General features: G+C 52.8%; 11 protein-coding genes and 1 pseudogene. 5 read left to right on the top strand and 7 right to left on the bottom strand.

Features of this window, described 5'->3' with window-relative positions:
• Window positions 1–31 precede the first annotated feature (31 nt).
• Window positions 32–916 carry a helix-turn-helix domain-containing protein gene (locus ACL02P_RS22550; RefSeq protein ID WP_260069747.1) on the top strand — a complete coding sequence of 295 codons (885 nt, stop codon included), beginning with the start codon at window positions 32–34 and terminating at the stop codon, window positions 914–916.
• Window positions 917–932: 16 nt separating this feature from the next.
• On the opposite strand, the gene ACL02P_RS22545 is transcribed toward ACL02P_RS22550, so the two are convergent.
• From ACL02P_RS22545 to ACL02P_RS22525, 5 genes are all read right to left on the bottom strand, one after another.
• Window positions 933–1280 carry a hypothetical protein gene (locus tag ACL02P_RS22545; protein WP_009224612.1) on the bottom strand — a complete coding sequence of 116 codons (348 nt, stop codon included), beginning with the start codon at window positions 1278–1280 and terminating at the stop codon, window positions 933–935.
• Between the two features lie 93 nt (window positions 1281–1373).
• Complete coding sequence (locus tag ACL02P_RS22540) at window positions 1374–5996, bottom strand: S8 family serine peptidase (RefSeq protein WP_412838118.1); 4623 nt, start codon at window positions 5994–5996, stop codon at window positions 1374–1376.
• Entirely contained in the window at window positions 5965–6369 is a 405-nt protein-coding gene (locus tag ACL02P_RS22535) for a hypothetical protein (protein ID WP_412838117.1), read from the bottom strand. The genes ACL02P_RS22540 and ACL02P_RS22535 overlap by 32 nt, the downstream gene beginning before the upstream one ends.
• Before the next feature lie 174 nt (window positions 6370–6543).
• The gene (locus ACL02P_RS22530) at window positions 6544–7602 is read right to left on the bottom strand and encodes an NAD(P)/FAD-dependent oxidoreductase (protein WP_412838116.1); all 1059 of its coding nucleotides are present in this window, start codon (window positions 7600–7602) and stop codon (window positions 6544–6546) included.
• Window positions 7603–7723: 121 nt separating this feature from the next.
• Window positions 7724–7867, bottom strand: a complete 144-nt coding sequence (locus tag ACL02P_RS22525) for a hypothetical protein (RefSeq protein WP_174844486.1) — start codon at window positions 7865–7867, stop codon at window positions 7724–7726.
• A 147-nt stretch (window positions 7868–8014) separates the two neighbouring features.
• Here ACL02P_RS22525 and ACL02P_RS22520 point away from each other — a divergent pair.
• The 3 genes and pseudogenes from ACL02P_RS22520 to ACL02P_RS22510 form a co-directional block, all read left to right on the top strand.
• Window positions 8015–8317, top strand: a pseudogene (locus tag ACL02P_RS22520) (iron-sulfur cluster biosynthesis family protein); the annotation flags it as partial.
• 235 nt (window positions 8318–8552) lie between these two features.
• Window positions 8553–9470 (top strand): aldo/keto reductase family oxidoreductase, encoded by a 918-nt coding sequence (locus tag ACL02P_RS22515; protein WP_323075818.1) that lies wholly within the window; start codon window positions 8553–8555, stop codon window positions 9468–9470.
• A gap of 96 nt (window positions 9471–9566) precedes the next feature.
• A complete protein-coding gene (locus ACL02P_RS22510; RefSeq protein ID WP_412838115.1) occupies window positions 9567–10781 on the top strand; it encodes an MFS transporter in 1215 nt (404 codons plus the stop codon).
• A 75-nt stretch (window positions 10782–10856) separates the two neighbouring features.
• Here ACL02P_RS22510 and ACL02P_RS22505 read toward each other — a convergent pair whose 3' ends face one another.
• Complete coding sequence (locus ACL02P_RS22505; RefSeq protein WP_085170803.1) at window positions 10857–11279, bottom strand: NUDIX domain-containing protein; 423 nt, start codon at window positions 11277–11279, stop codon at window positions 10857–10859.
• Window positions 11280–11417: 138 nt separating this feature from the next.
• Entirely contained in the window at window positions 11418–13142 is a 1725-nt protein-coding gene (locus tag ACL02P_RS22500) for a methyl-accepting chemotaxis protein (RefSeq protein WP_412838114.1), read from the bottom strand.
• A gap of 342 nt (window positions 13143–13484) precedes the next feature.
• On the opposite strand from ACL02P_RS22500, the gene ACL02P_RS22495 reads away from it, so the two are divergent.
• Window positions 13485–13670, top strand: a complete 186-nt coding sequence (locus ACL02P_RS22495) for a hypothetical protein (RefSeq protein ID WP_009224602.1) — start codon at window positions 13485–13487, stop codon at window positions 13668–13670.
• Window positions 13671–13678 lie beyond the last annotated feature (8 nt).

Here is a 13678-nt window from a genome sequence, read left to right as displayed (position 1 = left end):
AACATCATCTTGTTGTGGAGAGGTGTCTTCCATGCTGAAATATACCGAGGAAAACTACATTGATCCGGAGGTGCCGGTCAACCCGTTTCGGGTGGAGGCCTTGTCTCAGGTTTCGCCGGAGCATACCCATGATTTCTATGAATTTTTCGTAATTGAAGCAGGGAGCTGCCGCCATGTTGTGAATGGGGAGACCCAATTGCTACAGGCGGGTTGCCTGGTCTTCATCCGGCCGGAGGATATCCATCGATACGAGCGGAACGGGGAGGAGGACTGCCGGTTTTACAATGTTCCCTGCCGGCATAGCTTGATGGACGAAGCGATGGCTTTTTTGGGGGAGGAAGAGATCGCCGAGCGGCTGCTGCAATCGCATCTGCCCCAGGTGGCCCTGCTGTCGCCAACCGAAGTTGGCGAATTCGTCGCCTTATTCGAACGCATCAAGCTGTTGTCCTCCATCGACAAACAGAAGGCCCGCCTCGTCCTCAAAAGCGGACTGATCGACCTGCTAACCCGTTACTTTTTTAACCCGAATCCGGTCAAGCAGGAGGAGATTCCATTATGGCTGGAGCATGCACTCAGCAAAATGCAGCTGAAAGAAAATCTCCACCGCGGGCTTCCCGCCTTGTATGAATTGTCCGGAAGAAGCATCGGCCACGTGAACCGCGCCTTCCGCCGATATCTGCAGCAGACGCCAACGGAATATTTGAACCAGCTGAAGCTGAGCGCAGCCCGCAACCTGCTGCTGACGACGGAGCTGCGCGTGGTGGAAATCGCCCTGGAGTGCGGGTTCGAGAACGTCAGCCATTTTTATCATCAATTCAAAAAATGGTACCACCAAGCGCCGCTGGATTTGCGCCGGAATCGCCAAGCCATCCCTGTGTCGACAGCCAGTCCTGGGGCAACGCGGCGGCCGGACTAATTCCGGCTTTGCGTCGCTACTTCTTGTCCACCTGCACCAGCGTGACTTGTTTGATGGAGAACGTTCCTTCCAGCTTTTCCTCGGGGATTACGTTCAGCTTCACGAGTCCGGCGATCTTCTGGGCGTCCGCTTTGGAAACCAAACGCCACACGCCAGGATCGGGAAGCGCTTCGTAAAGCTTACGATCATCGTACTCCTTCCGTTCCTGGCGGATGGTTCTAACCCGGTATTCCCCCACGTCCAGCTCCGAAATGCCTTGTTCCTGAAAATGTTCTAAAATTTCGCCACGTAATGCGGCCAGCTCTTGCTCCGTTTCTTTCTGCAGCTGTTTTAGTTCATGATAACGACGTACTTTCTGTTCCACTTGTCCACGCTCCTTCGGTGAGATCGAACCTTACCTCATGTATATGAAAACCGCCGCCGGCATCATGCGCACCGACGGCGGAACGTTCAAATCTTATTTGGTAAAATCTTTGAAGATGCGGTACACCACGACGGCTGCCTCAGCTCGGGTCGTTGGCGATTCGGCCTCGAAGCGGTTCCCCGCCTTGCCGTTCATGATGCCAAGGCTCGTGACTTTGGCTACCGCCTCGGCGGCCCAAGCTGGAATGCGAGCTTGATCGGCAAAGCTGTGATTCGCTCCGCCTTCCCCTGCGGATTGGCCCAGGACCTCCAGCGCCTTCGCCAAAACCACTGCGATTTCACCGCGAGTAATCGGTTGGTCCGGCGCAAAAGTACCGTTGGAATAACCGCTGATCAGCCCCTTGGATGTCGCAAACTTCACGGCCTCCTCGTACCAGCTTCCTGCAGGAACGTCAAGGAAGGAAATCTGGCTAGCTGCGTTTGGATCAGCCTTCAATTCCAGTGCCCGAACCAGCATGGATACGAATTCCGCCCGAGTGACTTGCGATGTCGGATGGAAGTTACTGTCGATGGATCCAGCGAGAATGTCTTTCGATGCCAGAATTTCGATCGCATCCACCGCCCAAGCGAACTTCGCTGGGGTGACATCAGCAAAGGTGACGTTCTTGGCCAGATAGATGTAACGGCTAGAGCCGTACAGGTTCGCAACCACTTTATCGTCCTTCAATCGTCCGAAGAATTGAGTTAATTCTCCGTTGTCCCCCAGCTTGAACAGGCTGATCTTCCCGCCATGGATTGCTTCAGGATTCAATGCCGTCAGCGGGATTGCGGCTTCGGCTGGCTTGCTGAGCTGGATATTTTCCAGCGCTTTCCCGTCTTTCGCTAAAATGTTGATATCATAATAGATTCCAAACGGTTGAACTTCTGCTGGCAGCTTCAATCCTTCCAGCAGCTTCTTCGTTTCTTCCTCGGTTGCCGGCGTGACTTGGACATAAGCGGCATCCGGGGAAGTGATCGCGCCTTCCGGAATCGTTAACGTAAACCCATTTGGCAGCTTCACCACCGTTGGTTCGCCTGCCTTGATGGCTACGGCATCCTTAGGTATTGCTGGTTTAGTTGGCGTCGTTGTTGGTGTCGTGGTTGGCGTAGAAGTGGAACCGCCGCTGCTGGATCCGCCTCCGCCACCGTTGCCGCCGCCATTACCTCCGCCATTGCCTCCGCCGCCATTGTTAGGCGGGTCAGCTGGGGTGACTGTGACCTGGACGGACTTCGACAAACCTTGGGAAGTCACGTCGATCGTGGTAGAGCCTGCTTTCAAGGCCGTAACCAGTCCCGTACTTGAAACGGCAGCAATCAGCGGATCTCTCGATACGTATACCGCATCTGTCACAGAGGTTTCATTGCCATCCGCATCCCGATAAGTCACTGCTAACTGGTTGCTTTTTCCAACTTTCAGAGTCAGAGAAGGTGGTGTAACGATCAGCGAAGGTTCCCCTGGTTCTGGTTCTTCGCCGCCTTCAGCAGTAACAGTCACAAGAACAGTTTGGGAGAGACCTTCGTGCACAACCTCAATCGTTGTCGTTCCTTCCGCTCCCCCGGTCACGATACCTTGATCGACAGTCGCGATCGTGGAGTCCGCCACGGTATATTCCGCTGCTGCTGTGACGTCACTCTCCTCACCGTTTGCCGCTTTATACGTTACGGTGAGCGCTTGAACTTCATCTACTTGAAGATCCAAGCTCTCCGGATTCACCCGCAGCTCTGGTTGTTCTTCATTGCCTTCAGCGGTTACGGTTACATTAACGGTCTTCGAGATTCCTTCGTACGCAACTTCAATCGTGGTCGTTCCTTCTGCTACCCCGGTTACGACGCCTTGGTCAACTGTTGCGATAGTCGAGTCAGCTACGGAATATTCTGCTGCTACTGTGACGTCGCTCTCCTCACCGTTTGCCGCTTTATACGTTACGGTGAGTTGTTCGGTATCTCCTGCTTGCAGCGTCAGATTTTCAGTGTCAACGATCAATTCCGGTTCTGTAGCGTGGTTGTAGCTAAACACATGTGCCGGATCCCAGAACCCATTCCCGGCCAAGTCATAGATGTACACTTCATATTCGTTGTCGCCAGGATATACGGGAACCTCAATTTTGAAATTCCCTTGGTTATCAATAGTGCCAAACCGATAATCTACATTGCCCTCTGGATCTGCAAACCACGCCTCGACACCAATCACAAGCTCCATATCCAGCCCGCCGAAGTTCACGAGATAATTAATCAGCATATCCTCCGTCACTTCGCCGGAGATGACCCCCGTTTGACCGGAAGCTTTCACTTTCAAAGGCGGATCACTAAGCTGGGATACCGGTGCCGTCGTGTCGACGAAGAAGACATACGCCGAGTCTTCCGATGGTACGGAGTCAAATAAGGATGTTCCAGTATAAGGAACCAGCAGGTAGCCTCCATCAGGAAGTAACACGTCGTCGTCATATTCATTAGTTATAATTCCGTCCCAACCTCTCAAAGAATAGCTGCCGGGATCAATGCCTTCATCGGTTTCAATGATCACGCCCAGCCAATTTCCGTTCAGATCATGGACTTCCAGCGAGAAATAATCGGCATATTCGTTCACTGTAAACGAGATGTCAGTGGTATCATAAAGTCTGTCGTTATTCGGTGAAATCGGGTTGTTGGTCATACCAACATCCGTCACTACATCCATCTGCGGCGTATCGCCCACATACACCGATACCGGCAAGTTGATCACATGTCCGGTTGCCGTTTCAGTTAAGATCACTTCACCTTCACACCACTGGTTGGCGGCTTCTTCCGGTACGGCAACTGTCACGTTAAAGCGGGTTTCACCGCCAGCGCTGACCGCAACCTCTGCCGCAGACAAGGTTAGGTCAATCGATGCATTGCCATACCAATGCGAACTGACCGTGTAGGTCGTGGACTCCCCGACGATGTCCTTCACGATCACATGTTGTTTGGCAGAAAAGCCGTTGCCAACATATCCAAACGACAGGCTGCCCGTATAAAAAGTTTCCGGGAGATCCCCATCCACATAAGGCGTCGAATCCTCTGCCATCGCTACCGCTTTGGCCTCCAGAACCTGATCCAGCGCGACCCGACCGGCCCCTTGATCCATGTGGGTATAGCGGTCACCGTTCCGATCGCTGAGTTTAACGGTATTATTCATCAATAAGGACTTTACTTCATAAGGCGTCAGGTTTGGATATTTTTGCAGCACGAGGGCTGCTGCACCTGCAATGTGCGGCGCGGCCATACTGGTGCCGTTTTGAGCGGCATACCAGCCTTCATAATCCGGCACGCTGGAGCGAACGCTCATCCCTGGTGCGGAAATGTCCGGTTTGAGGTCATACCCCGGTTTGGCTGGTCCACGCGAGCTAAAGCCCGCCATAATATCTTCTTCTACTGTCGTACTGAATTCTGCAGACAGCTCCTGTTCTTTCAGCGCGTCAAGAATTCGGTTCCCATATGCTCCAGAAAGGGCATATACGGGGATTTGAACGTCGGCGTCTCCCAACGTCCCGCTTTCCAATGCTTCCGGCGCATTATTGAACACAATCGCGGCCGCCGCACCCGCGCCTTGGGCGTTGAGCGCTTTTTCCGCAAAGGAAATGTCACCGCGTTTGATAAAAGCAATTTTCCCGGTCAAATCCTTACCAACATAATCTTCGGCTTTCCCAAGTCCTACATCCACCAACGGATAAGACTCGGTCAAATCCTCAATCCCGGCGGATTTATCAAACGTGTCCATAAAGAAGCCTTCTCCGCCCATCTCTGGGATCCGCATGATCGGCGTGATCAGCGGCGGCTTGGATGCGCCGACTGTAATCGCCAGCTCCGAGCTGCCCGGATCGGTCACAGTGGCGTCTCCCGGTCCGGAGTTACCACTGGATACCACCGCCACAACGCCGGCTTTCACCGCATTGTTCACCGCAATGGAATCAGCGGAGCGCTGGTTATTCGTGTTGGAGCCCAGCGACAGGTTGATGACGTCCATGCCATCCACGACCGCACGCTCGATCCCGGCAATCACATTCTCCGTCGAACCGCTGCCGTATGGACCTAACACTTTATAGGCATAAACTTCAGCCTCAGGTGCAACCCCTTTGGTCCCCGCGAGTTCGTCTAGGCCTACGCCGCGACCGGCGACAATCCCCGAGACGTGGCTGCCGTGCGAGGTATAGTAAGCTCTGCCATCTTCATCAAACTCAGGTAACGAAGGATCCTGCTTACGTGCATCCAAATAATCCTGCTTCGTTGTTTCGTAGGGCTCGTTATCATCGTTCACAAAGTCATAACCCCAATACCCTTCCGGAATCGCATCCGCCAAATCGGGATGGTCCTTCGCTACGCCGGTATCGATAACGCCCACTTTAATCCCCTGACCTTCATTTCCTTCGGCCCAGAAGTTATCGCTGCCAATAAACGTCACGCTGTCCATCGGCGCAGTTGGAGACGCATTCTCCTCCGTGGCATAGACCGTTTCGTTAGGATAAACGGCCTTCACTCCCGGAAGCTTGAGCAGGTTTTCGATCTCATTGGCCGGAAGTGTTAACGAATACCCGTTAAAAATATTTTCGTATTCGCGCTTAATTTTGGCCTTCAATTTACCAATCGCTTGCGTCTTAAACGTTTGCTGCTGCAAATCGATCGCTTTCCTATGGGAGCTCAGCGATTGGCTTGTTTTCATTAGCCTCGAACACCTTTAACGGCGCTTCCTGCAGCTCGACGATTACCGTCGTTAACTCGCTGCCGTCCGTAAGCGGAACGAAGTTTTGCGGTTGAACCGCAGCCGCTTCGGCGTTCTGGCGTTCCAGCTGCAACTTATTGCCTGCGGGAGAGGCTTGGCCCAAAACCTCCCGTTGCTCTCTGCCTTTCAGCTGAACGTCCGATACTTGCTTACGCAGCACTTCCTGCGTCACGACGTCCTGATTCAGCCGAGGAACGCCGTCCCTCCTTGCATCGGCTCCCGCCAAAGCGTCGCCTTCGGCTCCTGCCATCGGCAGAAGCAGCGTAAATGCCAGGAGGAAGCTTAAGATTCCTGCAACGACTTTCTTGCTCAAACTCTCATCTCCCTCACCGTTCATAGTTTTCAAGGAGCCTATACAAGCTGCTGACTTTATATCTATTGGGTGAGGTTTCGATATATTCCCACTTTTATGGCACATAAGCAGTAAAAGGGTAAAAAAATACGCCTACCCAATTCAGGTAAGCGCATCCATATGTAGTAGATTCGGTTATTCTGCCATTGTCGCAAACAGTTGCTTCTTCAGCTCCCGATTTTTTTCAATGAACAGATCATTATGCGAGGAGACCATTCCATATGCCTCTGCCTCCGGGTTGATGTACTGTTTGGCTCGGTTCACAGCGTTCGCCGCATCCTGAAAAGCCCCAGCGATCAGATGCAGCTTGCCTTCATAAGACAAAATATCCCCCGCAGCAAAAATCCCCTCCACCGTGGTTTCACTCATGGCCGTTCCTTTTACGCCGTACTCGTTCGCCATTTCGATCTTGACTTCACTGTTTTCCAGCAGCGCCTTATCCCGTTCATACCCGTGGCTGACCACCACCTCATCCACTTCCAGCTCGACGATGGAGCCGTCCTCATGGTTTTGAATCCATACGCTGCGGATGGAATCTCCGCCCTTGGCGCCGGTCAATTTCACGATCGACGTGTTCAACAGGCAAGCCACATCGTTCTTCATCAGCTTCGTCACCTCAGCCTCGTGGCCTTTCAGCGTTTCTTTTCGGTACGTCAGATAGACCTTCTTCGCAATCGGAGCCAGCTCGTTCGCCCAATCGATCGCGGTATTCCCGCCGCCGGAGATCAGCACGGTTTTGCCTTTGAACCGGCCCAGCGATTTCACCGTATAGTGGAGATTCGTCACTTCGAATCGTTCCGCCCCTTCGATGTCGAGCTTCGTGGGCTTCAGAATCCCGCCGCCGATGGCCAGGATGATCGTTTTGGAGTAGTGTTTGGCTCCCGATGCAGTATGCAATGTAAAAATGCGATCCTCGCCCCGAGAAATCGAAGTCACCTTTTCACCTAGCACAACTTCCGGTTGGAACGTCATTCCCTGCTCGATCAATTGCTGGATCAGCTGTTCTCCAGTGACCGGCGTCAGGCCGCCGACGTCCCAAATCATTTTCTCCGGATACACATTCACTTTGCCTCCAAGAAAAGGCTGATACTCGATCAGCTTCGTCTTTATCTCGCGCAAGCCGCTATAAAAGGCCGAATACAACCCGGCAGGGCCGCCTCCGATAATCGTGACATCATATACGGTTGGTTCCATCGTCGTTACCTCTCCTTTTTTATCACGTAAACAAAGTAAATGATCTACTTGGATGGAACCATCGTATCATATCTAATTGAGAATGAAAATCATTATTATCTAAATTTTTTTGCTTTTTTCTCTAAAAAAGCGAATCCTTTCCCGCCCGCGCCTCGCTGCCGCGAATAAAATATTCGTAGCGTCCAAGGTTCCGCAGTGCTCTGTCATCCCGTTGCCAAACCCATTCCATCAGCTGCATACTTTCGCTCAGGTCTTCGGCGTACAAGTGATCTTTCCCCCACTTGACATCTTTCATTAAATTGTTTATAAATAAATTGTAGGAAATTTAATTTTACTAAATATAAATAGAGGCTAAAGGATGTGTGTCGAATGAGAGTAGACATGACGAACCTGACGAAAGAAAAAACTTGCGCAAAGCCTAGGCGGCCAGCCGGGGTACTTCAAGCTGGTTGGCGAATCGGAAGGGTGCAGCGCAGCCGGCGTTTATTCGCTGCATTTGGTCAGCGAGCCGCTTCCTACTGATATCGCATTTGAATCGGGCGGCTTCACCTTTTTGGTGGATCGCCAGCAAGAAATTTTGTTTGATGACGTCTTACGCTTGTTTGCCCATGAGAATTACCCAACTTACCGTTTGAGCAGCGACTCGATGTTGTACAGCAACAACGTCGTGCTGAAAGACAAACGCGTTGCTGCTACCAGCGAAGCCCTCCGCTAACGGTCAGGGGCTTCCCTTCCTTTCCGCTTTCGGCTGCCGGATTTATGATCCGGCGGCCTTTTTGGGCTGTTTTTCTTTAACGCGTTGCCCTGCTCTTGAATCCGCCGTTTTTCTATGTCACAATGATGGGGGCATCCAGGCGCCATCGATGGAACTGGATTCGATCTCATATTTTTACATATCCGGCCCGGGTGAATAAATCATCTATTCCTAACCATAGAGGAGGATCCGATTAATGAAGACGATCAAGCTTGGTACGAGCACGCTGGAGGTCCCTGTCATTGCCGTCGGCTGTATGCGAATTAACTCGCTGGACAAAGCCGGAGCGGAACGTTTCGTCCAAACCGCGCTGGAAGAAGGCGCTAACTTTTTTGACCACGCGGATATCTACGGCGGCGGCTCCTGTGAGGAGATTTTCGCCGATGCGATTCACATGAATCCAGAAATTCGGGAGAAAATCATCCTGCAATCGAAATGCGGCATCCGCCAAGGGTTCTTTGACTTCTCGAAAGAGCATATTTTGTCGTCGGTGGACGGCATTCTGAAGCGTCTGAAAACCGAATATCTCGATGTGCTGCTGCTGCATCGTCCCGATGCCCTGGTAGAACCCGAAGAGGTTGCGGAGGCGTTCGACCAGTTGCATACCGCGGGCAAAGTACGCCATTTCGGCGTGTCCAACCAGAACCCGATGCAAATTCAACTGCTGCAAAAATACGTCAAACAGCCGATCGTCGCCAATCAGCTGCAGCTGAGCATCACGAACACGACGATGATTTCGGCCGGCATTAACGTAAATATGGAAAACGAAGCCGCCATTAACCGTGACGGCAGCGTGCTGGACTTCTGCCGCTTGAACGATATCACGATTCAGCCGTGGTCGCCGTTCCAATACGGTTTCTTTGAAGGCGTCTTCCTCGGCAACGAGAAGTTCCCTGAGCTGAACCAGAAAATTGACGAAATCGCCGCGAAATACGGCGTCACGAATACGACCATCGCCATCGCGTGGCTGCTGCGTCACCCGGCCCAAATGCAACCGGTCATCGGGACGATGAACATCGACCGCTTGAAGGACTGCATCAAAGCCAGCGACATCCGTTTGACCCGCGAGGAATGGTACGAAATTTACCGTGCTGCGGGGAACATTTTGCCGTAAGTTAAGTGTCCCTACGCGAAACAACCTAAGCCCCGTTTCCACAGGACTTAGGTTGTTTTTTTGTCCAAAATCTCGAAAGGAGGGGCTGGAGAAAACATGCCTACCGAAAGTACGGAAAGCACGCCGATTCGGCTGAGTCGGTTTCTCGTGTTGACCATGGCGGTCACCGCCGGCATCGCCGTGGCGAATCTCTATTACATTCAACCGCTGCTGGCGGAAATTGCCGCCTCGTTTGGCGTTACGCAATCCCAGGTCGGGTACGCTGCCACTTTGACGCAAGTTGGCTATGCCCTGGGGATGCTGATGATCCTGCCGCTGGCCGATATCCGTGAGAAAAAATCGCTGATTCTGTTCATGCTCGTCTGCTCCGCCGGCGCCCTGCTGTTTCTGGCATTTGCCTGGAACAGCATCATCCTGAGCGTCGCCTCCTTCGCCGTGGGCTTCACTTCCATCGTCCCGCAGCTGATCGTGCCGCTCGCCGCACAGCTGGCCGACCCAAAGGAGCGCGGTCGAATCATCGGCACTGTCATGAGCGGACTGTTGATCGGGATTCTCGTCTCCCGGACGTTCAGCGGGCTCGTTGGCGAATATCTCGGCTGGCCGACCGTTTATTTTATCGCCTCCGGACTCATGATCCTTCTGGCCTTCTTCTTAGCGTTCCGCCTGCCCAAGTCCCCGTCCGTGGCAACGGCCGGGTATGGGGATTTGTTCCGCTCGATGGCGTCACTCATTAAAGATCTGCCGCTGCTTCGCGAAGCGTCGCTGAACGGCGGCATGATGTTCGCCGCCTTCAGCGTGTTCTGGACGACGCTGTCGTTCCTGCTGGCCGAACCGCACTACGGCCTCGGCCCTGACGCGGCCGGTCTGTTCAGCCTGATTGGCGTCGTCGGAGCCTTGGCTGCGCCGATCGCCGGGCGGATGGCCGATCGGCGCAGTCCGCGCTTCACCATCGCCATCGGCATGGGCGCGGTGATCCTCGCCTACGCCTGCATGCTCGGCTTCGGCTACACCTTGGCGGGCCTGGTTGTCGGCGTCATTCTGCTCGACCTTGGCGTCCAGTCGACGCAGATCTCCAACCAGGCCCGCATCCACGCCATCAGCGACGAGTACCGCAACCGTATCAATACGATCTATATGGTATCGTATTTCATCGGCGGAGCTCTGGGCTCCGGGATCGGCTCGTTCAGCTATGCGCATTTCGGCTGGACCGGTGTATGCATCGCCGGCCTGTTGACGCAGCTCGTCGCCGTGTACGCGCAGGTGCGCGGGCTGCGGCGCGAGCTTCGCCTGTCATTGGCCAAGCGGGGATAACAACGCGCACCAAACGGAAGGGGAGATCTGATTCCACGTTGATGGAACAGGTCTCCCCTTTTTCTTTTTCCCCGCCTACTTCTGTTGCCTTAACGCCGCAACCGCAGCCGTTGTGAAACTAGCCAGCTTGTCCGGCAAGCGATGGAGCGGGAACCAGTCGATCGCCCCGATCGCGCCCCCTTCCTCCATATTCCGCAGCTCGCCGCCAACAATCTCCGCTTCGTAAATCACCGAGACCCAATGCTCTGCCTTTTCCGGTCGGATCGTCTCTGCCGTACACAGTACCCCAATGACTGCGATGTCGAGGTTCACCTCTTCTTTGATTTCCCGCACAACGCCGTGCTCCATCGTCTCATAGATATCGATTTTGCCGCCGGGGATGCTCCAAGTGTCCTTTTCCGGCTCCCGATTACGCAGCACCATCAGAATCTCTCCCCGATCATTCCGAATGACCGCGCCCACCCCTAATCGGGGAACAGCCAGCTCTGTCGTCTTCATGCACCCTCCACCTCTCATGTCATCGTTCAAGCCATTGCCTGGGTTCTATTATAAAGCAAAATATCTGAAGCGGAAGAAAATACACCCCGTTCCTCCGAAAAAATTGAGAGAAACGGGGTGTTCTTGGTGGCTATCAACTTAGAACTTAAATTGTCCCACCATCCGATGCAAATCGTCGGCGATCTCTTTCATCTCGACGGCCGAAGCGGACACCTGCTCCATGCTGGCGAGTTGCTGTTCGGTAGAAGCCGAGATTTCCTCAGTCGATGCCGTAGATTCCTGGGCGATGGAGGAGATGTTTTCGATGGTGCCGATCACTTCGTTTTTGTCGCTGTTTACTTGCGTGATGCCTTCGATCAGCTCTTGCATGCCTGCAATCATCTGATGGATCGTCTGATCGATTTGCCGGAACGCTTGTCCCGTCTCCCGCGACACCTCGCTCGTCCGAGTAATGACTTCGGTCCCCTGGTGCATATACTCCCGGGTCTTCTCAACCGCAGCAGCCACGTCCCGCACCATCTCCTCGATCCCCTGCACCGAACCTGTCGTTTGTTCCGCCAGCTTGCGAATATGCTCCGCCACTACCGCAAAGCCCCGACCTTGTTCGCCAGCCCTTGCACTTTCGATCATAGCGTTCAGCGCCAATAAGTGTGTTTGCTCGGCAACCGCCTTAATCACGGTCGTCACCTGGGTGATCGACTGCGATTTGTCGCTCAGGTCGTTCACCTGCTCCTCGATGTTCACGCTGACTTCGGCGTTTTCACGGATCGCCTTCTGCAATAGTTTCATGCTGTTCAGCGTGGTTTGGTTGGCTTCCTGCGTCTCTTCAATACTTGCCTTCATCTGATCTGCCCGCGCGGTCAGGGCAAGAATCTCTTCAGCCAAGCTATGCAATCGCTCAAACCCCTCCTGCGCATTCACCGCAAGATCGCTGGATCCTGTCGCCAGCGCATTCGTCGCCGTTGAAATCTCCTTCGCCGCCTGTGAGCTCTCCCCAATCATCAACGAGAGCTGCTGCGAACCATGGGTGACTTGGCCGGCACGGAGCTGGATGTTCTCCATCATCCCGCCCAGCTTGCTGCGCATATGGGCTAGATCCTCGGCCATTTTGCCGATTTCATCCTGACTATGATGGTGAAATTCTTCGGTAAAATCCCCTGCGGCATATCGTTTGATACATTTGGACATCATCGTAATCGGACGGATCATCCGATGTCCCATAAATAGGCCCAAGACAATCGCGAGCAGCATAATCAAAAGCGAAATGCCGATGGTTTCGATCAACGCGTCGCGGATTTGCTCGTTCATGCTTTCCAGCGAAATCCCCACATTTAATGCGCCGGAAAGCTCCTGGTTATAGGTAAATTCGGTCGAAATATTATAAACCTTCTCACCGCTGGCCATCTTTAGCATTTTGCCCGTTGTCTCTTGGTTCGCAACAATGGTGGTCAAATCCACGTCTGACTTCGTGACCGAGGCAGAAGTGACAGCGTCTACTTCCTTTGCGGACTTCCCTGGAAGTTGACTGTTATCCGATACGATCAAATTCCCTTGGGGATCAAAAAGAGAGACATAAACGAGGTTCCCGTTGCCTTCCTCCATGATGATTTGGAACATCTTCTGCAGCTGCTCCATATCCAACATTTCATTGCTGATAATTTCGCGTTTAATATTCGTCACCAGGGTAGTCCCGTCGCTCTTCATCTGACTGGTCATGGATCGTTGGACCTCGTAATAGGACACCAGTGTGAAAGAAACGGCACAAATCGTCATAAGCAGCACGATCATTCCAAGCATTTTGCCGGTTAGCGAATGGAACCTGAATCTCTTAGATAATTGGAATGCACTACCTCGCCTAGACATGATGATTCCACCTTTGAATTATATTTTCATAGATTGATATCCTGGTGCACGAATGGCCTCATTGGAATTAATCTAAATAATGCCTGCCTTTACATCTTTATTTTTAACGATTTTCCACAAAATCACAGTGACTATTTTAATAGTTCACATGGCACGGCATTTGTGATTCTGGTCACAAACTTGATAGCGCGCATGACACATATGGCCTATTTCTCCCTAAAGTTCGTCACATTTTCTTCACAGACACGCCTCTTTTTTCCATGAAAAAATCAACTCCCCCGCATATTTGCGCAGGTTTCGCAAACAATAACCAGCGAATACCACCTGAAAGGAGCAAATGGCATGGCCCAAATCAATCAACAGGAGCTGCAAAGCTTGCGACACCTGATCGGCGCTCATGAAACGGCACATCAAAAAATGCTCGCCTACGCGCAGCAATCCGTGGATCCGCAAGTCAAAGCGTATTTTCAAAAATCAGCCCAGGACGCATTAAATACAAAGCAGCAGCTAATGTCATTTCTGAATTAGGAGGAGCT

The sequence above is a fragment of the Paenibacillus sp. MB22_1 genome, assembly GCF_047200555.1.
Lineage (GTDB): Bacteria > Bacillota > Bacilli > Paenibacillales > Paenibacillaceae > Fontibacillus > Fontibacillus phoenicis.
Note: the sequence above shows the minus strand (reverse complement) of the source record. Positions and strands in the feature narration are given on the sequence as shown.

Excerpts from the sequence above, each read along its gene's own strand:
- ACL02P_RS22550 (WP_260069747.1), top strand. The coding sequence starts at position 32 with ATGCTGAAATATACCGAGGAAAACTACATTGATCCGGAGGTGCCGGTC.
- ACL02P_RS22540 (WP_412838118.1), bottom strand. The coding sequence starts at position 5,996 with ATGAAAACAAGCCAATCGCTGAGCTCCCATAGGAAAGCGATCGATTTG.
- ACL02P_RS22530 (WP_412838116.1), bottom strand. The coding sequence starts at position 7,602 with ATGGAACCAACCGTATATGATGTCACGATTATCGGAGGCGGCCCTGCC.
- ACL02P_RS22505 (WP_085170803.1), bottom strand. The coding sequence starts at position 11,279 with ATGAAGACGACAGAGCTGGCTGTTCCCCGATTAGGGGTGGGCGCGGTC.
- ACL02P_RS22515 (WP_323075818.1), top strand. The coding sequence starts at position 8,553 with ATGAAGACGATCAAGCTTGGTACGAGCACGCTGGAGGTCCCTGTCATT.
- ACL02P_RS22510 (WP_412838115.1), top strand. The coding sequence starts at position 9,567 with ATGCCTACCGAAAGTACGGAAAGCACGCCGATTCGGCTGAGTCGGTTT.
- ACL02P_RS22500 (WP_412838114.1), bottom strand. The coding sequence starts at position 13,142 with ATGTCTAGGCGAGGTAGTGCATTCCAATTATCTAAGAGATTCAGGTTC.
- ACL02P_RS22495 (WP_009224602.1), top strand. The coding sequence starts at position 13,485 with ATGGCCCAAATCAATCAACAGGAGCTGCAAAGCTTGCGACACCTGATC.